The 25,395-nt window shown below is 46.2% G+C and carries 21 protein-coding genes; 1 reads left to right on the forward strand and 20 read right to left on the reverse strand.

Features of this window, described 5'->3' with window-relative positions:
- Window positions 1-6: 6 nt before the first annotated feature.
- The 16 genes from ACESLK_RS09670 to ACESLK_RS09745 all read right to left on the reverse strand — a co-directional run bounded on the left by ACESLK_RS09670 (window position 7) and on the right by ACESLK_RS09745 (window position 18,588).
- Entirely contained in the window at window positions 7-1,053 is a 1,047-nt protein-coding gene (locus ACESLK_RS09670) for a protein-glutamate methylesterase/protein-glutamine glutaminase (RefSeq protein WP_373229182.1), read from the reverse strand.
- Between the two features lie 21 nt (window positions 1,054-1,074).
- The gene (locus ACESLK_RS09675; protein WP_373229183.1) at window positions 1,075-1,956 is read right to left on the reverse strand and encodes a CheR family methyltransferase; all 882 of its coding nucleotides are present in this window, start codon (window positions 1,954-1,956) and stop codon (window positions 1,075-1,077) included.
- The gene (locus ACESLK_RS09680; protein ID WP_373229184.1) at window positions 1,957-3,738 is read right to left on the reverse strand and encodes a methyl-accepting chemotaxis protein; all 1,782 of its coding nucleotides are present in this window, start codon (window positions 3,736-3,738) and stop codon (window positions 1,957-1,959) included.
- A gap of 40 nt (window positions 3,739-3,778) precedes the next feature.
- On the reverse strand, window positions 3,779-4,270 hold the full coding sequence (locus tag ACESLK_RS09685) for a chemotaxis protein CheW (protein WP_373229186.1): 492 nt from the start codon (window positions 4,268-4,270) through the stop codon (window positions 3,779-3,781).
- Between the two features lie 55 nt (window positions 4,271-4,325).
- Window positions 4,326-6,386: a methyl-accepting chemotaxis protein gene (locus tag ACESLK_RS09690; RefSeq protein WP_373229188.1), complete on the reverse strand. Its 2,061-nt coding sequence runs from the start codon at window positions 6,384-6,386 to the stop codon at window positions 4,326-4,328.
- A 41-nt stretch (window positions 6,387-6,427) separates the two neighbouring features.
- On the reverse strand, window positions 6,428-8,512 hold the full coding sequence (locus ACESLK_RS09695; protein ID WP_373229190.1) for a chemotaxis protein CheW: 2,085 nt from the start codon (window positions 8,510-8,512) through the stop codon (window positions 6,428-6,430).
- Between the two features lie 140 nt (window positions 8,513-8,652).
- Entirely contained in the window at window positions 8,653-9,009 is a 357-nt protein-coding gene (locus ACESLK_RS09700; RefSeq protein ID WP_373229192.1) for a response regulator, read from the reverse strand.
- Window positions 9,010-9,044: 35 nt separating this feature from the next.
- Complete coding sequence (locus ACESLK_RS09705) at window positions 9,045-9,542, reverse strand: chemotaxis protein CheX (RefSeq protein WP_373229194.1); 498 nt, start codon at window positions 9,540-9,542, stop codon at window positions 9,045-9,047.
- A gap of 38 nt (window positions 9,543-9,580) precedes the next feature.
- Window positions 9,581-11,152, reverse strand: coding sequence for a methyl-accepting chemotaxis protein (locus ACESLK_RS09710; protein WP_373229195.1), 1,572 nt, complete (start codon window positions 11,150-11,152; stop codon window positions 9,581-9,583).
- Window positions 11,153-11,176: 24 nt separating this feature from the next.
- A complete protein-coding gene (locus tag ACESLK_RS09715; protein ID WP_373229196.1) occupies window positions 11,177-12,766 on the reverse strand; it encodes a methyl-accepting chemotaxis protein in 1,590 nt (529 codons plus the stop codon).
- Window positions 12,767-12,832: 66 nt separating this feature from the next.
- Entirely contained in the window at window positions 12,833-14,857 is a 2,025-nt protein-coding gene (locus tag ACESLK_RS09720; protein WP_373229197.1) for a chemotaxis protein CheW, read from the reverse strand.
- 13 nt (window positions 14,858-14,870) lie between these two features.
- Window positions 14,871-15,299, reverse strand: coding sequence for a chemotaxis protein CheW (locus tag ACESLK_RS09725; protein ID WP_373229198.1), 429 nt, complete (start codon window positions 15,297-15,299; stop codon window positions 14,871-14,873).
- Between the two features lie 252 nt (window positions 15,300-15,551).
- Window positions 15,552-15,770 (reverse strand): YolD-like family protein, encoded by a 219-nt coding sequence (locus ACESLK_RS09730; protein ID WP_373229228.1) that lies wholly within the window; start codon window positions 15,768-15,770, stop codon window positions 15,552-15,554.
- Between the two features lie 40 nt (window positions 15,771-15,810).
- Complete coding sequence (locus ACESLK_RS09735; protein ID WP_373229199.1) at window positions 15,811-17,115, reverse strand: ABC transporter substrate-binding protein; 1,305 nt, start codon at window positions 17,113-17,115, stop codon at window positions 15,811-15,813.
- Window positions 17,116-17,297: 182 nt separating this feature from the next.
- The gene (locus tag ACESLK_RS09740) at window positions 17,298-17,897 is read right to left on the reverse strand and encodes an HD-GYP domain-containing protein (RefSeq protein WP_373229200.1); all 600 of its coding nucleotides are present in this window, start codon (window positions 17,895-17,897) and stop codon (window positions 17,298-17,300) included.
- A gap of 106 nt (window positions 17,898-18,003) precedes the next feature.
- Window positions 18,004-18,588 (reverse strand): sensor histidine kinase, encoded by a 585-nt coding sequence (locus ACESLK_RS09745; RefSeq protein ID WP_373229229.1) that lies wholly within the window; start codon window positions 18,586-18,588, stop codon window positions 18,004-18,006.
- A gap of 32 nt (window positions 18,589-18,620) precedes the next feature.
- Here ACESLK_RS09745 and ACESLK_RS09750 point away from each other — a divergent pair, with 32 nt between their 5' ends.
- Window positions 18,621-19,202, forward strand: a complete 582-nt coding sequence (locus tag ACESLK_RS09750) for an extracellular solute-binding protein (protein ID WP_373229202.1) — start codon at window positions 18,621-18,623, stop codon at window positions 19,200-19,202.
- A gap of 9 nt (window positions 19,203-19,211) precedes the next feature.
- Here ACESLK_RS09750 and ACESLK_RS09755 read toward each other — a convergent pair whose 3' ends face one another.
- From ACESLK_RS09755 to ACESLK_RS09770, 4 genes are all read right to left on the reverse strand, one after another.
- Complete coding sequence (locus ACESLK_RS09755) at window positions 19,212-20,534, reverse strand: ABC transporter substrate-binding protein (protein WP_373229204.1); 1,323 nt, start codon at window positions 20,532-20,534, stop codon at window positions 19,212-19,214.
- Window positions 20,535-20,632: 98 nt separating this feature from the next.
- On the reverse strand, window positions 20,633-22,210 hold the full coding sequence (locus ACESLK_RS09760; RefSeq protein WP_373229205.1) for a response regulator transcription factor: 1,578 nt from the start codon (window positions 22,208-22,210) through the stop codon (window positions 20,633-20,635).
- A complete protein-coding gene (locus ACESLK_RS09765; protein WP_373229206.1) occupies window positions 22,207-24,027 on the reverse strand; it encodes a sensor histidine kinase in 1,821 nt (606 codons plus the stop codon). Before ACESLK_RS09765 ends, ACESLK_RS09760 begins: the two co-directional genes overlap by 4 nt.
- 278 nt (window positions 24,028-24,305) lie before the next feature.
- Window positions 24,306-25,289, reverse strand: a complete 984-nt coding sequence (locus tag ACESLK_RS09770) for a tyrosine-type recombinase/integrase (RefSeq protein WP_373229208.1) — start codon at window positions 25,287-25,289, stop codon at window positions 24,306-24,308.
- Between the last annotated feature and the right edge of the window lie 106 nt (window positions 25,290-25,395).

Here is a 25,395-nt window from a genome sequence, read left to right on the forward strand (position 1 = left end):
ACAGTCTTAACCTGGCGAATCCTTCGCAAGAATCGACAACAGCGCATGTGGAATCTCGGAAAGCCCCGTCTGCTTCTCCACCGCTCCGATTTCGTAAGCCACTTTCGGCATCCCGTATACGACCGCGGATTTTTCATCCTGACCGATCGTCCTGGCCCCTCTGCGGCGCATCGCCAGAAGCCCTTTCGCGCCGTCATACCCCATTCCCGTCAATATCACGCCGATGGCGCGATTTCCCGCTTCTTTCGCCACTGACTCGAACAACACGTCGGCGGAAGGACAATGACCGTTTACTTTGTCTCCTTCAAAGCATTCCACCTTATAATAATCGCCGATCTTCTTCACCCGAATGTGTCGGTCTCCAGGAGCAATGAGCACGCGTCCCGGCTCCAACCTGTCGCCATGCTCGGCTTCCTTAACGGCAAGAGACACGGACTGATCGAGCCTCTCGGCGAACATACGCGAAAATAGGGGCGGGATATGCTGGACAATAACGATTCCCGGCATTTCTGCCGGCAAAGCTTTCAATACCCGGTAAATCGCTTCCGTACCTCCCGTGGAAGCGCCGATGGCGATTATCCTCCCAGAATCCTTCGCTTCGGCTACCTTGCCGGAAATCATTCGATCGTCGTGCATGATTTCGGTTCCCAACACTTTAGCCTGCGAAGCGATCTTGATTGTTCGGATCAATTCATGAATGAAACCTTCTACGCTCCTTACTGAGCTTACATCCGGTTTGGTCACGAAATCGACCGCTCCGGCTTTCATCGCGTCGAAGACTGCTTCGCTCACGGAACTGACCACAACAATCGGCAAAACGTATTGAGGCAGAAGTCTTCGGATAAATTCGATCCCATTCATTCTGGGCATTTCGACATCGCAGGTCATGACATCCGGCTTATATTGAAGGATTTTATCACTTGCGTCAAATGGGTCCACTGCGGTGGCAACGACTTGGATACCCGGATCTGAGGAAAGCCCGCGCAGGATTACTTCCCGGAACACAAGAGAATCGTCCACGATGAGCACTCTTATTTTTTTCGTTGCGGCCATGCCTGCACCTCCAATTATCCGTCATTCCTTGCGGTATACGGCGGGCATGATATATTTGTATCTGGTTTTGTCGCGGTCGAGCGATTCCGAATGACCGATAAACAAATAACCCCCGGGTTCCGTTAATTCGTAAAACTTGCTGACCAATTCCATTTTGGTCGGTGCGTCGAAATAAATCATGACGTTCCGGCAAAAGATGACGTGGAACTTCTTTTTGAACGGGAAGGCTTCCTCCATCAAGTTTAACTTACGGAAAATGACTTCTTGACGAATTTTGTCGATGATAACCGATTTATCTGCCGATATTTTCTTGAAATAGTTAAGCTTCCAATGGGAAGGAAGGGAATCTATCGCTTCATTCGGATAGACTCCCTTGCTCGCCATATCCAGCACTCGACCGGATATATCCGTTGCCAAGATCTTTGCATCCCAGAAAGCTTTCTGCGGTCCGAGAAATTCATCGATCAACATCGCTAACGTATAAGGCTCCTCCCCGGAGGAACAGCCCGCGCTCCATATGCGCAAATCTTTATCCTTTATGGTGTTCGCAAGGGAAAAAAGCACTTTTTCTTTCATAAGCTCAAAATGTTTCGTTTCCCGCATGAAAAACGTATGATTGGTTGTGATTTTATCGATAAGAGTTTCTACGGCATTCCCGCTGCGGTCCGACACGAGGTAATTGAAATATTCCGTAAAGGTATTAAAATTCATTTGATGCAGCACAAGATGAAGCCTTCCCGTGATCAAGGACTGTTTTTCGTCTTTTAAATGAATGCCGTAATTGGATTGGATGTAATCCGAAAGCTGTCTGAATTCCTTGTCCGTAATTGAAACCATAGCCCCACCTGCCCATAAGTAGCGGGAAGAGAGCCTTTCGACTCTCTTCGCTCGCGACCTATTCAATTAATATTTGCCAAACTCCTTGTCGCTAAGAACGATTTTTTTCGGAGCTGCCGCCGCAACCTCCGGATAGGCATCGTCGAATGTTCCACCAGAACGATTCTTCTCCGACATGTTTTCGAGCATTCTAATCACATCAGGGCTCAGCTGCTCCATGCTGCCCATGTATGAGGTGGAACGGCTAACCTTTCTTAATTTGAATCTTCCGACCTGCTCCTGCATCATCACAGCTTGGCTGGAAAGCTCCTCGCTTGCGGCCGCGCTTTCTTCGGAGGTCGCCGAGTTGGTCTGCACGACTTGGGCAACCTGATTGATTCCCTGGTTAACTTGAGCAACCCCCGTCGCTTGTTCATTGGAAGCCACGGCAATGTCGCTGACCAGGTTGGCCACCTTCGCCACGCCGTCCACGATTTTGTTGAGCGCGGTTGCCGTATCGTTGGCGATTTTGGTTCCGCCTTCCACCTTCTTGATCGAACCCTCGATCATGTCGGTTGTCTCCTTCGCGGCGTTGGCTGACCTTGCTGCCAAATTGCGGACTTCTTCCGCCACTACCGCAAAACCTTTCCCGTGCTGCCCCGCTCTTGCTGCCTCGACGGCCGCATTGAGCGCCAATATATTAGTCTGGAAGGCAATTTCGTCAATTACCTTAATGATTTTTGATATGTTGCTGGATGCGTCATTGATGTCATCCATCGCTTTGAGCATTTCTTTCATTCGCTCGTTTCCTTGAGCGGCGTTTTCTTTCGCTTCTTCGGCAAGCTCATTAGCCTGCGAGGCGCTCTCAGCGTTCTGTTTAGTCTGCGAGGAGATTTCCTCCAGGGATGCGGTCAATTGTTCGACGGAGCTTGCCTGCTCGGTTGCGCCTTGGGAGAGGGACATGCTCGATTCAGAAACCTGCTTCGATCCCGCAGCCACTTGCTCCGAAGCTGCTTGAATATTGCTCATGACTTCGTTCAAGTTGTCGGTCATTTGGCCGATTGCGGAGGCTAGAATGCCGATTTCGTCTTTAGTATTCAAATCGATGGCGACGTTCAAGTTGCCGTCGGCCACCCGGTTGGCTACATCGACCATCATCTTTAACGGTCTCGTAACTGAGCGGATAAGAAACCATGCGAAGCCAATAACGATCGCAAAAGAGATCAATACGCTGACGACCAAATACAGGATAAGGATTTTCTTCAGCTTTTGACCGTTATCGATCTCATCGTGGCCTCCCCTCTCGTTAATTCCCTGTAGCAAATCAAGATGAACTCTCGCATTCATGAATTCCGGATCCTCGGCATTCGCTTGTTCCACCCAAGCCTGCCTTTCGGTGGGTGACGCATTTTTATAACCGTTTATGATTTCTTCCGTTTTGACGATCCAATTGTTTAAATCCTTTTCGAAAATTGGCAGATGTTCAAAAGCAGTTTTTCCCGATTCCTCGTCCCGGATCTCTTCATAAAAGCTGCGGTTCGCTTCGAAGATAGCCGCCGCTTTTCCTACTCTTTCTTTAACTTGCGATACGTTCTCCTGATAATCTTTCAGCGCGTTCTCGCGTTCCTCCGCAGTGCCAGAATTGAAGTATGCCCGATAACCTACAAAAGACTGATACAGGTCCCGGTCGGCATTCAGCAAATACTCGGAACCAACAAAGGTTTCTTCAAATAAGGATTTGACCAGCTTATCCGTAATCACATTCAAATTATGAGAGGCAAAAGCAGCCATAAAAACAAGTGCCGCTAAGGGAACAGACAGCAACACAATAAGCCTTGTGCCTATCTTTCTGTTGTTCAAGAATTTCATAACATCTACTCCCTCGTTTTTATACAACCGACGTTGAAAACTACTGAATATGTAAGAGCTGGTCTGTTTCGCTGTCATTCAGAAGCTTGTCGCAGTCGAGCAGCAGCTTGACTGCGTTACCGACTTTGCCGATGCCCTTAATGTACCGGTTGGCGCCTTTGCTTACGTCTGGCGGAGGCACGATATCTTCGCTGGGTATGGACAACACTTCCGAGACAGAGTCCACGATCAGGCCGATGGAAACATCATGAATGTCGATTACGATAATGCAGGTTCTGTCGTTGTATTCCCAGAAAGGTTTTTTGAACCGCAGCCGTACATCCATGACTGGAATGATTTTCCCCCGTAAATTAACGATTCCTTTGATATAATCGGGAAGCTCTGGGACTCCCGTAATCGCCTGGATGCCGATAATTTCGGTAACCTGCTTGATCTCTATCCCGTAGTACTCGGTCCCGAGCGAAAAAGTCAGGAATTTGTCTTTCTGGGCGTCTTCCTCATACTCCGTTTCCTGAAGCAATGTTTTTGACATGCCTTCAACTCCTCAGCCGTTTGTTTTATGTCAAATACCGCCGCCCGCGCACTCATTAATATTTGCCGAACTCTTTATCGCTTAAGGCGATTTTTGTCGTGCCTGCAGTCGCAACTTCCGAATACGAGTCGTCGGCCCCTCCGCCTGTCCGATTCTTTTCTGACATGCTTTCAAGCATGCGAATCACATCCGGACTCAACTCCTCCAATCCGAGATACGATAAGGATTGAGCCGCTTTTCTCAGTTTGAACCTGCCGACCTGCGCCTGCATCATTTCGGCTTGGCTGGAAAGCTCTTCGCTAGCGGCCGCGCTTTCTTCGGAGGTAGCCGAGTTCGTCTGCACAACTTGAGCGACTTGAGTAATTCCTTGATTGATTTGTGCAACCCCGATCGCTTGTTCATTGGAAGCTACTGCAATGTCACTGACCAGATTGGCGACCTTTGCCACTCCGTCTACGATCTTCGTGAGGGCTGCAGCCGTATCGTTGGCGATTCTGCTACCTCCCTCGACTTTCTTGATCGAGCCTTCGATCAAATCGGTCGTCTCCTTAGCGGCCCCCGCGGATCTTGCCGCCAGATTGCGGACTTCTTCCGCTACAACTGCAAAGCCTTTCCCGTGCTGTCCCGCTCTCGCCGCCTCGACAGCCGCATTGAGCGCCAAAATATTCGTCTGGAAGGCGATCTCGTCAATCACTTTAATGATTTTGGAAATACTGCCCGAAGCGTCATTGATGTCGTCCATCGCTTTGAGCATTTCCTTCATGCGCTCGTTTCCTTGAACGGCGTTTTCTCTCGCTTCTTCTGCAAGCGTGTTGGCCTGGGTAGCATTGTCGGCATTCAGCTTGGTCTGGGAGGAGATTTCCTCCAGGGAAGCCGTCAATTGCTCGACGGCGCTTGCCTGCTCAGTTGCGCCCTGGGAGAGGGCCATGCTCGATGCTGACAACTGGTTCGATCCCGCAGCTACCTGTTCCGAGGCCGATTGAATGTTGCCCATGACTTCGTTCAAATTATCGCCCATTTGGCGGAAAGCGGACGCCAGCGTACCGATTTCATCTTTGGATTTAATATCAATCGTCACATCCAAATTTCCCGACGATAATTCCTGAAACAATTTGGTTAATCGGATTATCGGTTTTGTGATGTAACCTGATCCATACAAACCAACCAGAATGGTGACCGTCAAAGCGGCTACTGTCACAATGACAACATTCCAAAGCAGCTTTTGCAGAGGCTGCTTAATATCGGCGTAGTCGTCTTCGACCACGATGGTCCAGTTGGCGGAAGGAATCTTCGAGTACCGTAAATACTTTTCATCCAGATCAATCTCTCCTTGGAGAATCTCTTGTGCGGCTTTTTTTTCCGTTAGACCGACAATTTCCGCTTCTTCAATCTTGCTGCCGGAAAGCGACGGATCCCCGGTATGGAAGATAACGGTTCCTTTGCGGTCAACAATGTAGATTTTTCCTCTTTCGTTAATTTTGATATTTTCCAGTTTCCCAACGAAGAAAGAAGCGTCCACCGTGCTGATATAGACGCCCAGCACATTCCCGTCATCGTCTTTGACCGGATAGGCGAATACGACAATCAGCTTCCCCGTGCTTTTTGAAAAGATAGCATCGCTGATCACGGCGTCCCCTTTGAGGGCTTCCTGAAAATACTCGCGGTCCGAGCGGTCCGCTCCCACCGAATCCGCCGTGCTGCTTGCCACTATCGTTCCTTTTGCATCAATCAAGGTAAAAGAATTGTGTCCTTTTGTCCCGGTCAAGCTTGTCGCAAGAATTTGATTCGACTGATCCAACAATTGGTTTTGAGAAGAGAAAAATCGGTCATTGGACAAGGTATTTCCGTCTCTTACCTTCAATAAATCGCGAAATGTTTCATGAAGTGAGATCAGGTACGTGGATTGAAGCTCCAATTCCATCGACGAATAAATACCTTCTCCGATGCGGTCGGCATTGGCCTTCATTTCATCCTTGCTCTTATCGAGGAGCAAGTTTGAACCTACCCAATAAAAGGACACACTCGAACCCGCCAATGCCAGCATCACCAGCAGACTGATGAACATGGGAACTTTCACTTTCAAAGAAATACCGGACTCTTTTTTTCTTGACGCCATCTCAATCCCCTCCAGATGTCTCAATTCGCTTTTGTTGTCACTCAAGAACGGCTCGCCGGGATCGGCTCTAAGCTTCTCTTTCCCACCAGCTCCGCGACATCGAGAATCAAGCTGATACTTCCGTCTCCAAGCAAAGTGCAGCCTGCTAATCCGTCGATTTTTTTGTGTTGCTTGAAATAGCTCGGGAGTGTCTTGACCACGACCTGCTGCTGACCGAGCAGCTCGTCCGCCAGTAAACATATACTTTGGTCGCCGTCCTCCACCATGATGAGAATCCCTTTTGAGAAGTCGGTTACTTCCGTCTCCACACTGTAAAATTCATGGAGCCGCAGGATCGGATAACAACGTCCCCGAACCATAATCATTTCGTTCTCGTCCGGGTCTGTAATAATTTCCGATTGTTGGGGCCGGAACGATTCCTTAATGGAGATGGTAGGAAGCGTATAACACGATGTACCCACCCGAATGTTCATTCCGTCGATAATCGCGAGGGTAAGCGGGATTTTCATCGTTATACTTGCACCCTCTCCAGGGACGCTGTCTATAGTGATTGATCCACCCAAGTCTCTCAGTTTTTGGAAGACCACATCCATTCCAACGCCGCGGCCGCTATACTCGGTTACGGTTTCTTTGGTGGAGAATCCCGGAAGTACGGCCAGATTGTATATCTCCTTGTCTGTCATATCATTTTCGTTCTTGGAGAGCAGTCCGCGTTCCTTGGCAACCTTAAGAATGATCGATTTATTCAATCCCTTGCCATCGTCTCTCAACAGAATTAATACGTCGCTGCCCGAGTTTCTCGCTTCCATCGTGATTTTACCGTTGGGGCGTTTCCCTAGAGCCAGCCTTTCTTCCGGAGACTCGATTCCGTGGTCGATTGCATTCCGCACAATATGCATGATGGGGTCTGAAAGCTGCTCGATTACGTTCTTGTCCACTTCGGTCTCTTCACCGATGATCTCGACATCGACTTCCTTGCCCAGCTTCTTGCACATATCCCGGACGAGGCGTCGCATTTTATGGAATGTAGTCGCCACTGGGACCATTCGAATCGACATCACCATATCCTGAAGCTCTTCGGAGATTTTCCGCAGCTGGCGGGACGCCTTCTGAAAATTGTCCAGCTCGAGCCCCTTCAAATCGGGATTTTGCGTTACCATCGCTTCGGCTACCACGAGCTCCCCGACCATGTCTAGCAGCTTGTCCAATTTGGCGACATGGACGCTGATCATGCTCGATTGAACGGGTGCTCCTTGTGTCTCGTCGTTGGTTTTCGTTCTTCGGGAGTTCTCGGCCGATGCGCCGTCTGCAGCAAGATCGCCCATCGGAATAGAGGAGGTTTCACCCCCGATTCCGAGCAACTCCAAACTCATTAAATATAAAGTTCTCGAGAAATAATCGTGAACTTCTTGATACGATTTATCCGTGTCCATAAAGACTTGAAACCCGTGCTGCCTGATATAGTCGGCGCTATCGTGATTTTCGAGAATATCTCCGGGAAGAAACTTGAAATTCTCCGATATCTCCGAGAGGTTATGAATGATTTGATAAGCTCTAATGTTCTCCATTCCGCAGTCTTCCTCAAAATGGATGACGGCTCTGAACAATTGATTATGGGGACTGACCTGTATGTTTTTCATAGTCATCTCCGGCAGCAAATTTTCCGGAATCGTAAGCGTGGCAGCTTGTTTATTCTGCACTCCGTTCGATGAATCATTGCCCTTTAAATCTTTTAAATACACCTGAATACGATCCGTGAGGGTAGATGCGTCTCCATCGGCGCTTTCGCCGTTTTTGATTTTATGTATTTCTACTTTGATGAAATCCAGGCCATCAAGAATGAGCTCGCAAAGCGTCACAAAGTCGATTTGCCGCGGTTTCTCGTCCCGCAAGTAGGCAAACAAATCTTCTATCACGTGCGCCAGTGTGGAAATACCAGCGAATCCCATCATGGCCGAAGAACCTTTAATAGTATGCATGAACCGGAAAATTTCGTTGATCGCTTCCGAAGTAAAGGTGTGCACCTTCTCGCAGTCGAGGAATATCGTTTCCAGCTGTTCGATCAGTTGAGAAGATTCGAAAATGTACATCTCTAAGATCGGATCGTTAACATCATGCACTGACATCTTCCTCCCCCCCTCTGATCGATAATTTCCAACAAGCATACGAGACTATTGACTCAGGACATATTTACTCTTTTAAACATAATAAAACAAAATTCGACATTTTTTTGACATGCTTAAAGACTCAATTACAGCTGTTTGGTTTAACCCTTCGCATGGGATACGGCCTTTAAGAACCGTTCCTCGTCTACAGGTTTGACCACAAAATCATAAGCGCCGGACAGAATCGCATCCTTCACCATTCGCTCCTGCCCCATGGCGGAAGTCATCAGGATCTTCGCTTTGGGATGCTCGGTCCGTATCGCCTTGGTCGCTTCAATTCCATCTTTGTTAGGCATCGTGATATCCATCGTCACAAGATCCGGCTGAAGCTCAGCAAACTTGGCAACCGCATCGTTGCCGTCCACCGCTTCACCCACGACTACATGTCCTGCGGTTTCAAGAATTTTCCGAATCATCATCCGCATAAAAGCGGCGTCGTCTACGATCAATACTCTCATGTTCGCATCCATCCTCATCCTATTATTCTCTTTTTCTAGCTTTCCAGAGCAATGTTCATTTCCACCCCGTCCATCCCATCAAGATGAATCGGAACCGATAACACGCCCATCTTCACCGCCGCCACTTGCATCCCTTGCCCGACTATTAAATTGGGGGGAGTAATATCCAGCACGATCCCTTCCTGTGAGAACACGGTAAGGGCATTGCCGCAAATCATGTTGCTGAGCTCTGAGACGGCACTTTGAGCCATCGAATCGAATTCCGTCACGATGGCTCCGCCCATCATGACCGAGGCGATCTTCAATGCGCTTGCCAGCGACAAGCCCAGATAGATTTGTCCACGAATAACTCCCGTCACACCAACCATTGTCAAAATATCTTTTCCCGAAAAAGGGCTTTCCTGAAGGGAGGGGCTTCCGATTTGAACGGACATCTGGAACATTCCGAAGACGTTTCTTGTAGATTCTAAAAAAGGATTGATATGTTGAGCTTTCACCGGTGGTTTTCTTCCTTTCAAAAAAATAAGATTCATTGAAAAATCCTCCCTGATCAGGAGGAAAAATATTCAAATTAACGGATCTTGAAGACCGAAACGGTACTGTTCAAATCCTCCGCCAATCCGGCAAGTGATTGGGCGGCAGAAGCTGTCTCCTCGCTGCTTGCAGCGGATTCCTCCGTCGTCGCGGAGATGGTCTCGATCGTATGGAGAACTTTCGTCGTTTGGGCGGACTGCTGCTCGCTCGCAGCAGCGATCTCCGCTACTTTCAGTCCGGATTCGTTGACCATCGCTACAATGTTTTCGAACGCTTCCCCCGTCTTTTGCGATGTGGCGACGCCTTCCAAGGCCGCTTTCACGCTCTGCTGCGTATTCACTTGCATCCCTTTGATAATAGTCGTGATCTGTTTGGTTGCTTCGCTGCTTCGTTCGGCCAGCTTGCGGACCTCGTCCGACACCACGGCGAAACCGCGTCCTTGGTCACCGGCCCGCGCCGCTTCAATCGCGGCGTTCAGAGCCAGCAGGTTGGTCTGCTCGGCGATGTCGTCGATGACTTCGATAATTTCTCCGATTTTATTCGAATCTTCCTCCAACCGGGACATTTGCACATTCAAGCTGTCCATACCGCGAATCGAGGCATCGACGACCTTGGCGCCTTCCCGGGCCATGCCCATTGTCCGATTCGCCATATCGGAAGCTTGTTCCGCGTTTTGGGCCACCGAGTTAATGACCGTCGACAACTCTCCGAACAGCTCACTCATCATCTGTGCGGACCTGGCCTGATCGTTGCTGCCGCTAGCAATTTCCTCCGTACTGGAGGAAATCTCCTGCGACGCTGCGGACACGCTTTCCGCTGCGTTCAATATCTTACTCACAGTATCCTTAAATCCGGTCATCATCCCATTAAAGGAGCGGGTCAACTGGCCGATCTCGTCTTTCGCCCAGTAGTCCCCCTGCACGTTCAAATCTCCCGCTTCGGCTCGGCCCATCAGATCCCTTAATTTATTTATTGGAGCAATAATGCTGTGGTTCAAAAAGAAGTAACTAAGAAAAAAAATAAATAATCCGATTACTGCTGCAACAATAGAGTTGATAAGAGCCGACTTTTGGGCAATGTTTATATACGGTGCTTCCGGAACTCCTGTATACCAAATACCGATAACGCTCCCGCTTTCATCCATAATCGGATCATATGCCGTTTGGTTCCAGTTTCCTACTACGTTTGCTCTGCCGACAAACCGTTTTTTTTGGTTTAGAACAACTTCTTTTACTTCATTGGAAACTTTTGTGCCGACAGCTCGTTTGCCCTCCGCAGTTTGAACGTTTGTGGCGATTCGGGTATCAAATAAAAAAATCGTCACTGTGTTTCCATCCATCAGGTTTGCGATCTCATCGACTAGCTCAAAATTATCATTCATTTGTACATTCCCTTTGTACAGTACTCCATCCGACTCTGACCATACTCCGGGAATTTTCTTATCCAGGTACTGGTAACCTAATTGAATATCGGAAATCATCTTGTGCTTTGCGCTTTCAATCAAGTTGCTCTTTGTAGATTGATAACTGATTGCTGACAACACCACTGTGATGATAACTACAACAAGTAAAAGTCCGGTAATTAACTTTTTTCCTATCGTCCATTGCACTTGCGCCGCCCCCAAAATTTTAGGCTACCGAATCTTAAAGACCGATACGGTTCTATTCAAATCCTCAGCCAACTGGGCAAGGGATTGAGCGGCTGACGCAGTTTCCTCGCTGCTTGCCGCGGATTCCTCAGTGGCCGCTGAGATGGTCTCGATCGAATGGAGCACCTCCGTCGTCTGCGCGGCCTGCTGCTCACTCGCTGCCGCGATTTCCGATACCTTCAGGCCGGATTCGTTGACCATCGCCACAATATTTTCGAACGCTTCTCCCGTCTTCTGCGACGTGGATACGCCTTCTCCTACCGCTTTCACGCTCTGCTGTGTATTCACCTGCATGCCTTTAATAATGGACGTGATCTGTTTAGTTGCTTCGCCGCTGCGTTCGGCCAGCTTGCGGACCTCGTCCGCCACAACGGCAAACCCGCGTCCCTGATCGCCGGCTCGTGCCGCCTCGATTGCAGCGTTCAGAGCCAGCAGGTTCGTCTGCTCGGCGATGTCGTCGATGACTTCGATAATTTCTCCGATTTTATTCGAATCTTCCTCCAACCTGGACATTTGCACATTCAAGCTGTCCATACCGCGAATCGAGGCATCGACGACCTTGGCGCCTTCACGGGCTATGCCAGTTGTCCGGTTCGATAGTTCGGATGCCTGCTCGGCGCTATCGGCCACCGAGTTAATGGCTGAGGACAACTCTCCGAACAGCTCGCTCATCATTTGCGCGGACCTAGCCTGATCGTTGCTGCCGCTGGCAATTTCCTCCGTACTGGCGGAAATCTCCTGCGACGCTGCGGACACACTTTCGGCTGCGTCTAGAACCTTAGCCACCGTATTCTTGAACCCGGTCAGCATGCCATTAAAGGACTGATTCAATTGGCCGATCTCGTCCTTCGAATTGTAGTCCCCTTGCACGGTCAGATCGCCCTTCTCGGCTCTGCCCATCAGTTCTTGCAGCTTTTTCACGGGGCGAGTGATGAGATTCGTGATAGCGATACCGATGACGGTTAGCAGAAGAATGGCAATGACGGCGGCAACGATCATGATCGTAACGGCTGTTGCGGCTGCTTCCTTGTTATCTTCGTTGGTCTTTGCCGCAGACTCGATAGTGTAGTCCTGAAATTCCTGGGCAATGTCAAACGTCTCGGCCATAGCGCTGTCACCTTCGGTCAAGAACACTTCATAGGCTTCGTCGTTTTGATTTTCCAAAGCATGCTCGAGTATATTGTTTTGTGCGACTCTGTATTCTTTCAACTTTTCTTTGAATTTGTTGAGCAATTCCCTTTGTTTTTGATCAAGATCGGTATTTTCCAAAAGTTTAAGCTCTTCATCGTTTTTGGCTTTCGCATCAACGATTCGGTCATTCAGCAATTTTTTTCTTGCTTCGTCTGTGGTGATCATGAGCTCCATCAGTGATGTTGCAATTGCCTGAACATTGGTTCTGAACTTCGCTATCGATATAGCAGGCTTCATATTGTCCTCATACATTTTTTCCGAGCTATTCGCCATTTGGTTGATGTAAGAGTAACCGACTACAGCGACTGTAACCAGCATGACCAAAGCCAGCACAATAAGGGTAAAGACTTTGTAATACAACTTCAAATTCCGGAACAAGTTCACAATGTGATCCTCCATTTGTTCGTATATTTTTGAATTACGATTTATACGCGCGACGCTTCTATTCCACTACGCATACCCGCCGGCCATCTTCATAATGCCGCCGATTTCGAGAATAAGAGCCACGTGGCCGCTGCCCAATATGGTTGCTCCTGAAATCCCGTCTACTTTTCCTACATAGGTTCCGAGCGACTTGATGACGACTTCCTGATAACCAAGAAGATCATCCACCGCGATCGCCAAACGTTTCTCCGCGCGCCCAATAATGACGATGGGAATTTGCTTTCGTTTACCAGAAGCCCGTGGATAGCCGAAGGAATCGTGCAGCCACACGACAGGGATGATCTGATCGCGTAAAGTCACGACCGGGACCCCCTTGACGGTACGGATGGCTTTCTGTTCCATCCGGATAATCTCCGCCACATTGCTCATCGGCAAGATGTATATCCGCCCTCCGATATCTACCATCAATCCTGTAATGATGGCCAGCGTCAACGGCAGCCGGATTTTGAAGCGGGTTCCTTTTCCTTTCTCCGTCTCAACTTCGATCATCCCGTTGATCCGTTCGATTCCGGCTCGGACAATATCCATGCCAACGCCTCGTCCGGAAATATCGCTTACTTCGGAAGCCGTCGACAAGCCCGGATGAAATATCAATTGAACGGCTTCTCTCTCAGAGCATTGCTCTGCTTCGGCCGGAGTCATCAGCTTTTTGTCCACCGCTTTGGCGAGCAGCCTCTTTGCATCGATTCCCGCCCCGTCGTCTTCAACCGTAATGACGACCTGATTATCCTCGTGAATTGCGCTTAGCCGAAGTGTCCCTTCCTCGGATTTGCCTGACTGCTTGCGCTCTTCAGGCATTTCGAGGCCATGATCGACCGCATTGCGGATCAGGTGGATCAGAGGATCCCCGATTTCTTCAACGAGTGTCCGGTCCAGCTCGGTTTCTTTCCCTTCCAGCACAAGCTCTACTTTCTTGCCGAGCGTTTGCGATAAATCCCGAATCAAGCGTGGAAACCGGTTGAACAGCTGCTCAATCGGAAGCATCCGCACCTTCATAACGTTTTCCTGAAGCTCTCCGATGACGCGAGTCAAATGATCCGAAATATTTCCCATTTCCTGTACCGTATCGTCGGAACCGAATTTCTTGCCAAGCATGCCTTCGACTTCCCGGATTCGGGTTTGATCGATAACCAATTCACCCACCAAATTCATGAGCTGCTCCAGCCTGTCCACGTTAACTCGTATCGTCTGCGCTTTGGATCTTTCTCCCGATGCCGAATAAGCCGGTCCTTCCGGTCGATCGGTGTCATCCTCTCTCCTGTCGACCGATTGTACGGATAACCGTCTCAGCTCAGGCAGGCTGCAGGCCTTGACATTCGCAACTTCAACATCCACCCAGGACTGAACTTCTTGCTCCAATTGCCCGATACTCTCGTCGGTCGCGAACAGCCAACTGGGTGAATACCCCGAGTTTTCCAAGGCATCATCGTTCAAAGTATCGATTTCCGACCTTATGACTGTTGCTGTTTCCCTAATCAGGGCATCGATGACGTGAAGACGTGCGCTTTTCATTTCACATTGGGGCGACAGCTCTACTCGAAGCCAGAACAAGGTATTCCCAGCAGAGACTTGATGCTGTGCCAAGTCCCATTCGTCATCCTTCAACTGCATGGACTGAGTTAGAGGCTTTTCCCCCTGGTCCTGTACAGGCTTCCAATCAAACTGCATGAGATCATGAACCAAATCGTCGATTTCGGATAACTCGCCGCTGTCCGTCGCAATTTCCGACTGAAGCAATTTGATCCGGTCTACGCATCTTAAGAAGAGCGTGGTCAAATTCGAGCTGATGGAATATTCCCCATTACGTACTTTATCGAGAATAGACTCCATGGCATGGGTAAGGCCTTTCATCTTCTCATATCCCATGGCGGAAGAGGAACCTTTGAGCGTATGCGCCGCGCGAAATAACGACTGCACTCCTTCATCGGACTCTCCCTCCTGCTCCAATCGAAGAACTTCTTCTTCCATCAGATGAAGCTGATCGTCCAGCTCCTCCATGTACAACGCATGATATTCTATCATTTGAACCATCCGTTGTTCCTCCTTATTCCCGGAGCAGTACTTCATCCAGCTTCAGAATCCCCACCAAGCTGGCCGGGGTAATGCCGATTCCTACAAAATAAGCCCCGCTAATGCCGCCTACGCGCTCAGGGGGGGCTTGTATATCGCTAAAAGTGGCTACTTTATTCACCTTGTCGACAATGATACCTACAGATTCCTCTTGATGGTTAACGACGACAATCCGCGTCGATTTAGTCAGTACTTCCTTATCGAGCGAGAACAAGCTTCTCAAGCTGATGACGGGAACGATTCTCCCCCGCAAGTTGATTACGCCTTGAACATAGTGCTGACAATTGGGAATCTCTGTGATGTCTTGCATTCGAATAATTTCGTGAATGTCCGAGATGAGGATGGCATAATTCTCTTCGCCGACTCCAAATTCGACATATTGGTCTTGATCGGTGCGCTGCATTTCTGGTTCCTCCCGGTTAAACTTATTCGACTTACGCTTTTCGAAAGCTGTCGGCATACTGAATACGCCGTCAGATTCCTATAAGTCGGCGATTGTAACTAGCATTCTTTCTATTGAAACTTATCATAATCTGGAAAAAATTCGGATGGATTTTCTTCAACAATTTAGATGGATTTTTTTGAAATGGGGCGCTATTTTTTTTGAGAGGGGGATTTTTTTAATGGAGAAATCAAGCCATTCGTATTTGTCCGGTTAGTCAGAAAGAACCGTAATATGTAGTATATCGTCCAAATGGATCCAATCTGCTCCTTCTGTGTGGCTTAATTCGATCCTTCTGCTCTGCTGATCGATCTTGGTTACGATCCCCGTCAGCTCGCGATCTTGCATACTATCAAGATAACGTAATACTATGAAACGCTGATCTATTAACGATACCTCAATGCTTTTTGCATTTCCTTGGTCATTTTTCATTAACAAACACACACTTCCTCTTCGAACAACGGATGGATTTTTAGAAGCCAGGCTGTTTTTTGTGCTTCATATATTCGGTGTATTTTTTTTGCCAGGATTCAATGACTTGCTCCGGTGTTTTTTCACCTGCCGCCATATTGACATAAGGTCGCCACAGGTTTTCGTTGAAAAGTATGCTCGCGTAACTCATAGGCCCGTTCATTTCAGGAATGTATTTATTACCTTTAATATATTTCTGTTCCAGCGCCTTTACTGCAGGCGCCACTTCTCCGCCGTTCACGTCTATAAAACCAGGAGAGCCGGGATGCTCTGCAAAATAAGGGTTCATATAAGCCGGTTGTGAAAGAAGATCAAGCACTTTCTTTGCGCCATCTATGTTCTTCGCATCTTTCGGGATAAGCCAACCCTCTACAAAAGAGCCGGTCGCCATCAAATCCCTGTCTCCAAACGGGATCACAAAAGCGCCTATATCGTCTGGGTCCATATTGTACTTCGTTACCAAATCGCCGACTGTCCATTCTCCATTATATATTATTGCAGTCCTTCCTTCAGCCAATGCCGCTTTTGCATCATTAAACGTTGCAGCAGTGTGATCTTGATTTACATAACCTTTTTCGTACAAATCCAAATAGAGGTTCAAGACCGTTTCGAACTCTGGAACCTCGGTCCATTTCAGTTGATTTGTCAGCAGCTTGTCCCACGTTTCCTGTGCCTTATCTCCAAGCAGAACCGGCAGCCCGGCGGTCATAAAAACTTGCGTCGTCCATGTATCCTTATTCGACATGTAAATCGGCGTGATTCCATTTCCTTTCGTTTTAATCGTTTCCAATATCTCAAGGAACCCGGCATAGGTTGTCGGGTCGCTCAAGCCTAAATCGGCGAATATCTTTTTATTATAATAAGCGGCTGCATAAAAACTCGAAGACGATATCGGCCTGGCATAGATTTTTCCATCGGTGGCTTTGAGTAATTCGGGATTTGAAAGCCGTCTGACCCATGGTTCATTGCTGAGATCGACCATGTTTTTCATCGCATCTACTTCTTCGTATTGGGTAGGCGCATTTTCGGTTATTATATCCGGCACATCACTCGCAGCAATTTGGGTTTGTATCAGGTTGTAATATTGATCGTCAGGCACGATTTGAATGTCAAGGATAATGTTCTCTTCGGCTTTGAGCTTATCCTGAAGCTTCTTGTAAATATCGTAATATTTTCCTTGCGACATATGCATTTTGACGGTCTGGATCGCTGGAGCGGTCGTATCACCATTACCGCTGCGGCCGCAGGCAAAAAGAAACAATACAATAAGAAGTAAAGATGTGGTGACTTGCAAGGCATTTTTCAATCCATTTATTCTCCTTTTTACGAAGTTCACACCGTGTTGTTATTGATATTTTTCGTGATTGAAGTGAGATATGCGGCACAATGGCAGTAGGGGGCGAACCGGGCGGGGGGCAGCACAATTCCAAAATGAAGTAAAGGCTAAAGAAAGTATGGCAGCAAGTAGGTCGCTTGGTTCGTCTACAGTCACTTCAAACAATCGAGAATAGGAGGCACCAACCTGCTGTCAAACTGTGTGCCGCTGTTTCTGATTAGCTCGTTCTTCGCTTCTTCTGCGGACATAGCGCCTCTGTAGGGTTGATTGGAGATCATGCAGTCGAACGCATCGATTATGGCACAAATACGCGCCAAGAAAGGGATCTGCTCCCTTGACAATCCCTCCGGATATCCATTTCCGTCCCATCGTTCATGATGATAACGAACTACATCGATGATTTCCCTATCAATGTTCGGCATATGCTCTAACAGTTCGGCGCCCAACTGAGGATGCATCCTAACAAGGAACCACTGCTTGTAGTCGAGCGATCCTTTCTGCAGAAGCACATCGCTTGGAATCATGATTTTTCCTAGATCGTGCAAGAAACAACCTGTGATAAGATTATCTGAAACGTGAGGAGCGAGCTGGAAAACAGCCGCCACTTTCTTGGACATATTGGCTACTCTCAGGCAATGTCGATAGGTATCCAGATCTTTATTGCGTAAGAACCCCATCCACTTATTAGCGGCTAACGTCTCTACCATGGTTTGCGAGGATTGGAATGAAGTTAGAGCATTACTCACTTTCATTATCTTCACGCTCCGATCATTCTACAATCTGACTATCCTATTACAATTTTTATCATGATTCACCGACTTTTGGGATGGCTTTTTTTAATCAGTTGAATGGATTTTTTTAAAATCCGTTGCGTTTCACCCCGATTCGAACAATCGTTCCAGCTGATTCATTAGGTAAAATCTCATAAATAGCCTGTCTGTCATACATGAGTTTCATACGATTTAATGTATTGAAGAGACCGATCCCACCTTGATTCTCTGATGATTCTTCAATTTCACTTCTATATCCAACAATAGATTTATCATCTGAATTCATTTTTTGATGCAGCATTTCAAGGACTGTCGGATTAAAGCCGTCCCCCCAATCCTTTACTTCAAACAACCAGCAATGATCTATTGTCTGCTCAATCGAAAGATGGATTACCCACGGTGGACTAGTCTTTTGAAAAGCATGGTGAAAACAATTTTCGATTAAGGGCTGCAAGATTAGACGAGGTACTATTGAAGAAAGCGTTTCTTCTTCTATATCCAATCGATATTGGAAGTGGTTCTCGTATCTTTCTTTCATAAGGTCCAAATAATGCTGGGTGTAGATCAATTCATCACGAATCGTAACCTCTCTGTCTTGATTCTTCGAAGTATTCCTGAGCATGCCAGAAAGCTTTTCACACAAGTTCATTACTTTATCTACACCTGCTTGCAGATTTAGGGAACGTCCATAAGATTCAACCCACTTTGCTTGATTTTAGATCAAAAAAGCTGCAATGGGATGGATTTATGTCCGGGGAATATGGGATGCATCTTATTGGGAGCTGGTATACCGGTCTGCTTACCAACGAGAAGGATTTTCCAAAGGATTGGAAATGGGGCGTTACACAAATTCCAACGGATGGCAAGGGAACAAATAATTTTGGCGTAACTTTTACCCATGCTGTGAATAAACAATCGACTCATCCGAAGGAAGCTTTGGAATATGTGAAATTCAAAGCAGAGAACTCTGCTAAAATAGTTGGAATCATACCTGCATTAGCAGACACAACTGCTCAAAAAGATTCAATTAAGCAAATCGCAGAGATTTCCGATGGAAGCGTAACCGTAGATGAGCTTTCCAAAGCGTTCTTTGATAACAAATTAGGCTACGTTCAAGAAAAAAATATGGGGCCTGCGGCAGCGGAGTATAGCAATATTATTCTTCAGGAAAGCGAACGTTATCTCATTGGTACAAGTTCGTTAGACGATACTATTAAAGCAATTAAAAATAAAGCAGATGCAGCCATACTCAAAGAGATAAATAACAAAAGTGATCCGTCCCGATAAGCCTTCCCTCTAGAATCCGGGTCTATGTTTATCTTTCATATATTTCTCGTAGATGACTTGCCAGGCTTCGATGACTTGCTCCGGCGTTTTTTCACCTGTCGAGATATCAACATATGGTCCCCATAGGTTATCGATGAAAAGCGGATTCGCGAAGCTCATTGGGGCATTCATTTCACAAGTGTGTTTATTTCCATTAATATATTTTTCTGCCAGTTCCATCACTTCGGATGCCACTTCTCCGCCATTTACGTCCTTAAAGCCGGGGAAACCTGGGTACTTCGCAAAATAGAGGTTCATATACTCCGGTTGCGATAGAAGCTCCAACACTCTCTTGGCACCTGCTATGTTTTTCGCATCTTTCGGAATAAGCCAGCCCGTCACAAAACCGCCCATTGCCATAAGATCCCTGTCGCCAAACGGGATGATGAAAGCGCCGATATCATCCGATTTCATACCGTATGTTGCAACTAAATCGGCTGCCGTCCATTCGCCGTTATACACCATTGCAGCCATTCCTGCAGCCAGTGCCGCTTTCGCATCTTCAAAGGTTGTGGAAGCGTGATCTTCATTCACATAACCTTTCTTGTACAAATCCACATAGAGATTCAGAATGGTATTGAATTCCGGAACTTCGGTCCATTTCAATCGATTGTCCAGCAGCTTGTCCCATGTTTCCTTGGCTTTGTCTCCAAGCAGAACCGGAAGCCCCGCTGTAATAAAGATTTGTGTCGTCCACTTATCTTTATTGGACATGAAAATCGGAATAACTCCATTTCCACTTGTCTTAATCGCTTCCAATAAATTGAGGAATCCGGCGTACGTTGTCGGCTTAATTAATCCCAAATCGGCAAACACTTTCTTGTTATAATAGGCTGCTGCATAGAAAGTCGAAGACTCGATGGGCCAAGCGTAAATTTTGCCGTCGGGAGCTCTGAGCAAGTCAGGATTCGTAAGCCGGTTAACCCACCTTTCGCCACTCAGATCTACCATGTTTTTCGAAGCATCTAATTCCTCATATCTATCAGGTACATTTTTTACGATAATATCCGGTACTTCTCTTGCCGCAATTTTCAATTTAACAACATTGTCATATTGATCCACCGGAAGGGTTTGGAGGACTAGGGTGATATTCTCTTCCGCTTTGAGTTTATCCTGAAGCTCCTTGTAAGCATCGGAAAACTTGCCTTGCGCCATCATCAGCGTAATGATCTGAGCTTCTTTTTCCCTGGTTTCAGGCTTGTTCGGAGTCGCAATCGCTTTAGCATTACCGCAACTTGAAATTACCGACGTAATTAGAAGTAAGCATATGGTAACAAGAAGATCTTTTCTCATTCCGAATGCCTCCCGGTTACTCAATTAGAACTCGTTTTCATTATATAAGTTCTCGGGAATAGAACGAAAGTAATTTATTGGTAAAACTAGAAGCCGACTCAATGATTCTGTTTCATGTGGTCATCTGCTAAATTCACTCCGTTTTGTTCACGAAACTCTGACGGATATAGTCCAGTTTCGCGTTTGTATATCCGGCTGAAATAGCTTGGATCGTCGTAGCCGACAATTTCCGCAATTTCTTTGGTTAACCATCTTGGATCCAGCAGCAATTCCGTAGCTTTCTCGATTCGAAGCTGGATGATATATTTGGCAGGTGAAATCCCTTTGAACTTGGTGAAAATTTTGCTCAAATACGAAGGAACAAGACCAAATATATCGGATAACATCTGATGGTTAATCTGTTCCGCAAAGTGTTCTTTCAGATGCTTCTCGATTTTCATTGCGATTCTTTCGTTATCGTTATCGTTCTCGTCTCCATTTTCCGAATCGTTAAGGGTGAATAAGAAATCGATGATTCCACACGTATAGCGATATAATTCCTTATAATTTGCAGACTGCATAATCATTCGATTAACGTCAATTTCGAGCATCTCGCTGGAGTACAACCTGGAACCCGTTATATGCAGCAGGAGTTGCAGCATGCTCTTTAATCTCTTCTCAACATAGATTTGCCTCATCTGCATTTGCTTCCATTTTTCAAACAATCTATGCATTTCAATCTTGAAAAACTCAGGATTTTTTTGTCCCAAAGCCACGGTAAGCTTCCGCTTTAGAAGAGGATCGGTTTCCGGACCAGCAATTGAATCACCAATCCGGTCACTTATTGATAAACGGAGTGGAATACCGAATATCATCCGTTTATAAAGCTTGGAACGGCTGACTTGAGCAACAGCCGCCGTTTCCTGCAGATCGGAATAAAGCTCGCTGCAAACGATTGAAATAGGCATTTCGCTTCCCAAGCGATCCGCAATGATATCCGCCCATTCTCGCGGAGAACGAATGATCTCCTGATTTCGAAAAAAGGAAAGCATGATCACTTGTTCTGAAATGGATTTTCCATTCACGACAGCGAAATCACCATGCCCCTCCATTACATCAACCAAAATAGATTGTAGATCATTGTCTTCCCAGTACACTTTTCCGGGGATTTCATCGTCGAAGGAAAAAGTCGGTATCGGTCCTGCACAACATAAAATCAACAAATGCGACTTATAAGGATTTTGTTGCAAAAAGGGAAACATCGATAGAAGTTTTCCGTGAATAAGAGAAGCCACATACTGTCTATGCAACTCCCTTCTCTTACCTAATGTATCCAGAAGGACCGTCTCAAGCAGTTCTTTTATTTGCTTACGTGATACCGGTTTAAGCAGATAATGTACCACACCAAGCAGCATGGCTTTTCTCGCATAGTCAAATTCCTGATAGCCGCTTAGCAGAATGATTTGAATATGAGGATATAATTCCCGTACCTTCTCCGTTAAAGCAAGGCCGTCCATTACCGGCATACGGATGTCGGTTATAATAATATCCGGCTGCAGCTCTTGAACAAGCATCAACGCCTCTTGACCGTTATATGCCGTAGCAATGACTTCAAACCTGTCATCGGCGGACTCAACTGCCGATTTGATGCTGCGTTGAATCGGTGCTTCATCTTCGACAATCATGACTTTAATCATTTGCGCCTCACCCCCATTCGAACGATTGTTCCATTAGGATCGTTAGTCAATATTTCATAAAACGCCTTCTCGCCATAGGTAACCATCAATCGGATAAATGTATTGAAAAGACCGACTCCGCCATCATTTCCGGATGATTCTTCCGTTGTGTTGATGTAATCGGCATTGTATGTATAGCTCTCCATTCTTTGTTGCAGATTTTCAAGGACTGCCCGATCAAAGCCGTCCCCCCAATCCTTAACCTCAAACATCCACTCCAGATCAACGGTTTGTTTGATTGAAAGATGGATAGACCACGGTGGACCAACCTTTTGAAAGGCATGCCGAAAACAATTTTCGATAATAGGCTGAAAAATCAGTCGCGGCACCTCTAAAGTCAGCGTTTCCTCATCCATTTCTAATCTGTATTGGAAGTGTTCTTCATATCTCTCCCTCATAAGATCCAAATACTGCTGTGCATAGATCAACTCATCTCGAACGGTAACTTCTCCATCACGATTTCTTGAAGAATATCTGAGAATACCTGAAAGCTTTTCGCACAATTCCATCACTTTATCCACTCCGGCTTGCTCTCCGGTTGTACCTATGACTGTCAGCACATTATACAAAAAGTGAGGATTCATTTGCGATTCCAAGGCATTCATGCGAGCCTTCATTTCCCGCGAACGCGCTTGTACAACTTGCTCCATCGAATCCTTCAGTCTTTCGAACATGCTTTCGAAAGCATTGTTCATGAGAATGATTTCATTGGACGTATCGTCAATTTCAATCGATAGATTGTTATAACTAACATTTCGAATCGAATCGCGCATCTTGCGAAACGGTTTTGTCAATTGTTTCGTAATCACGAAATTCATAATTAGACTGAGAGCAACAATCGATAGACTCACGATGAATAATAATCTTCCTACGACCTTAATAGGCGAGAAAAACTCTGACTTGGGCTCTGCAAGAATAATATTCCATTGGCTCAAAGGAGACTGATGGCTGGCAAAGATATAATCGGCTTGATTAACTGTTGATTGGCCTCCAAGCAATTGCTGCATGGTAATATGATCTGACAATTCCGTATCATGACTTATGTATGCTGGCAAGCCGTCCTTATCAAATACGTATACTTTCATCTCTCTACTATTAGGAACACGCAGAATCTTTTCGAATGTCGAAACATTCTGCTGAATTTCGATAATACCGTACGAATCCGATACGTCGCGAATTTCTCTGTAGAACGAAATTAACTTTTGACTTCGATCCGCCGACCACATATCGGCATGAGGTCTGGAAAATTTAGTGCTATCGTTTCCAGCAGAAAAGGATGCTTTATATAAATCGCTTTGCATTTGGTACCGGATAACGCTTGCCTTATCAGGAATGATCCCCATGCTCACATAATCGCCTCGGTCATTATACATACTGATCCTCGATACCGTAAGGTCGGGGCCAATAAAGGAATCTAGGTATTTCCTTACGATGCGTTCCTTTTCTGTGTGCTCAGTAAAGTAGTTTTCACTATTGTTGGAATGGGCTGCTTTTCTCATTATCTCTATTAATTCGGGACTATAAAGGATTTGAAGCGAAATGTGATCCATCTCGTTGTAAAACGAGTCAATCTGTTCTGACATCTTCACTGTTAGCTGTTCCATATTCTCGATAGAATGCTTTTCCATATAATTCGACATATACAAATAGACACCCGAGAATGTTACGGTTACGCCTATCAGGGACAGAAGCGAAAAAATGAGAAACATCGTGCCCTGAAAACCTAGACGTACTTTGATCGGAATCTCCTCCTTTCCTCTTAATGATTTGATATTCATAAAAAATTGTTTCCGAAAAATTCAAACGCGCTCCTTTTAGAGAGCGCATCTTTTATCCTATATTATAGAATTAAAGACCTATCCTACTACAAAAGGATGACCCAATTACCCACTAAAGTTTAAATTTCATAAGAAATATTTACAATGATCGTTAATCGTAAAAATGTCGTACAATAATAGTTATTCGACATAAATCTGCAAAAAAACAAGTCTTTAGCACTATTATAGGGTATTCATGCCCATGCCACAATATGGGATTTAGGAATTTCTTAACTCCTTTATTCTTTCATCGGGTTTCCAATGTAGTCCGATAAAAATTCCTCGACAAAATCGGGAGCCGCTTTTTTCAATTGTTCAACCGTATGGAGATACCGTTGCGTTGTGTTAATGTGCGAATGACCTAATGTTTCTTGCACTTGTTGCAGCGAAGCGCCGCTCAGAAGAGCCATCGTGGCGTTGGTGTGACGCAGCCAGTGGGGTGTCACTTTCTTCTCCAAACCGCTTTCTTCACTTGCTTGACGGATGATCCGTTCAATTTGCCGCGATGTGAGAGGAAACAGCCTCCAATCCGACGCAGCCCCTTCGAGTTTACTTTCTAACTTGTAATAATCCAAATACATCTCCCATAGTTGCTGCGGCACTTTTACTTCTCGATATTTTCCTCCTTTTGCCCCTCTGATGGATAACCATACGGAAGCCTCGGAAACATCCTTATCAAAATCACGCCATTCAATACCAATCAATTCTGATACTCTGAGCCCCAGCATGACCAATGTTAAACCGATTAAATAGTTTCTAAGGCTTTTATTCAATAATTGTTTCAATAAATTCCCTACTTCTGTTTTAGTTAAAAAATGTTTTTTGCTGGTAATGGGTACCGCAGGTATTTTGACGCTTGTAGTCGGATTTTGCCTAAAAAAACCAATATTTGCATCGCTAGCCCATTTGTACAACGATTTAAGCGGTGCGATAAAGGAAGCAACAGAAGCGGGCGCAAGCGGTTTGAGAGCACACCCTTCAATTCCGTGCATAAGCCCGATTTTAAAGGCCTCCACCTCTTTCCAAGAAACCTTACCCAACGGCTGATAGGCGAGGAATGAACGAAACCGCTCTATCGCTCGATAATAATTCCTTATCGTGTTCGTTGAGTGAGTGCACGTTGCCAAAAACAGACGAATGATTTGATCATCACTGATAGGATGACCTTGTTCGCCTGATTCTCTAATATCTATCTGTTTCTGTTTGAAGGTTTCGTTTATCATCATTTCAACTCCTTATATGTCGAATAACTATTATTGTACGACATACAATTCTGTGCGTTGCTGAAGGCTTCACGATCTTTGATTATTTGAAAGGGCTACTCAAAAG

Origin of the sequence: Cohnella sp. (assembly GCF_041640265.1) — a bacterium.
Lineage (GTDB): Bacteria > Bacillota > Bacilli > Paenibacillales > Paenibacillaceae > Cohnella.

Coding starts and splice junctions, on each gene's coding strand:
- ACESLK_RS09730 (WP_373229228.1), bottom strand. CDS start 15,770: ATGAAAAATGACCAAGGAAATGCAAAAAGCATTGAGGTATCGTTAATA.
- ACESLK_RS09680 (WP_373229184.1), bottom strand. CDS start 3,738: ATGAAATTCTTGAACAACAGAAAGATAGGCACAAGGCTTATTGTGTTG.
- ACESLK_RS09695 (WP_373229190.1), bottom strand. CDS start 8,512: ATGTCAGTGCATGATGTTAACGATCCGATCTTAGAGATGTACATTTTC.
- ACESLK_RS09690 (WP_373229188.1), bottom strand. CDS start 6,386: ATGGCGTCAAGAAAAAAAGAGTCCGGTATTTCTTTGAAAGTGAAAGTT.
- ACESLK_RS09720 (WP_373229197.1), bottom strand. CDS start 14,857: ATGGTTCAAATGATAGAATATCATGCGTTGTACATGGAGGAGCTGGAC.
- ACESLK_RS09740 (WP_373229200.1), bottom strand. CDS start 17,897: ATGAAAGTGAGTAATGCTCTAACTTCATTCCAATCCTCGCAAACCATG.
- ACESLK_RS09760 (WP_373229205.1), bottom strand. CDS start 22,210: ATGATTAAAGTCATGATTGTCGAAGATGAAGCACCGATTCAACGCAGC.
- ACESLK_RS09700 (WP_373229192.1), bottom strand. CDS start 9,009: ATGAGAGTATTGATCGTAGACGACGCCGCTTTTATGCGGATGATGATT.
- ACESLK_RS09705 (WP_373229194.1), bottom strand. CDS start 9,542: ATGAATCTTATTTTTTTGAAAGGAAGAAAACCACCGGTGAAAGCTCAA.
- ACESLK_RS09685 (WP_373229186.1), bottom strand. CDS start 4,270: ATGTCAAAAACATTGCTTCAGGAAACGGAGTATGAGGAAGACGCCCAG.
- ACESLK_RS09725 (WP_373229198.1), bottom strand. CDS start 15,299: ATGCAGCGCACCGATCAAGACCAATATGTCGAATTTGGAGTCGGCGAA.
- ACESLK_RS09765 (WP_373229206.1), bottom strand. CDS start 24,027: ATGAATATCAAATCATTAAGAGGAAAGGAGGAGATTCCGATCAAAGTA.
- ACESLK_RS09755 (WP_373229204.1), bottom strand. CDS start 20,534: ATGAGAAAAGATCTTCTTGTTACCATATGCTTACTTCTAATTACGTCG.
- ACESLK_RS09770 (WP_373229208.1), bottom strand. CDS start 25,289: ATGATAAACGAAACCTTCAAACAGAAACAGATAGATATTAGAGAATCA.
- ACESLK_RS09670 (WP_373229182.1), bottom strand. CDS start 1,053: ATGGCCGCAACGAAAAAAATAAGAGTGCTCATCGTGGACGATTCTCTT.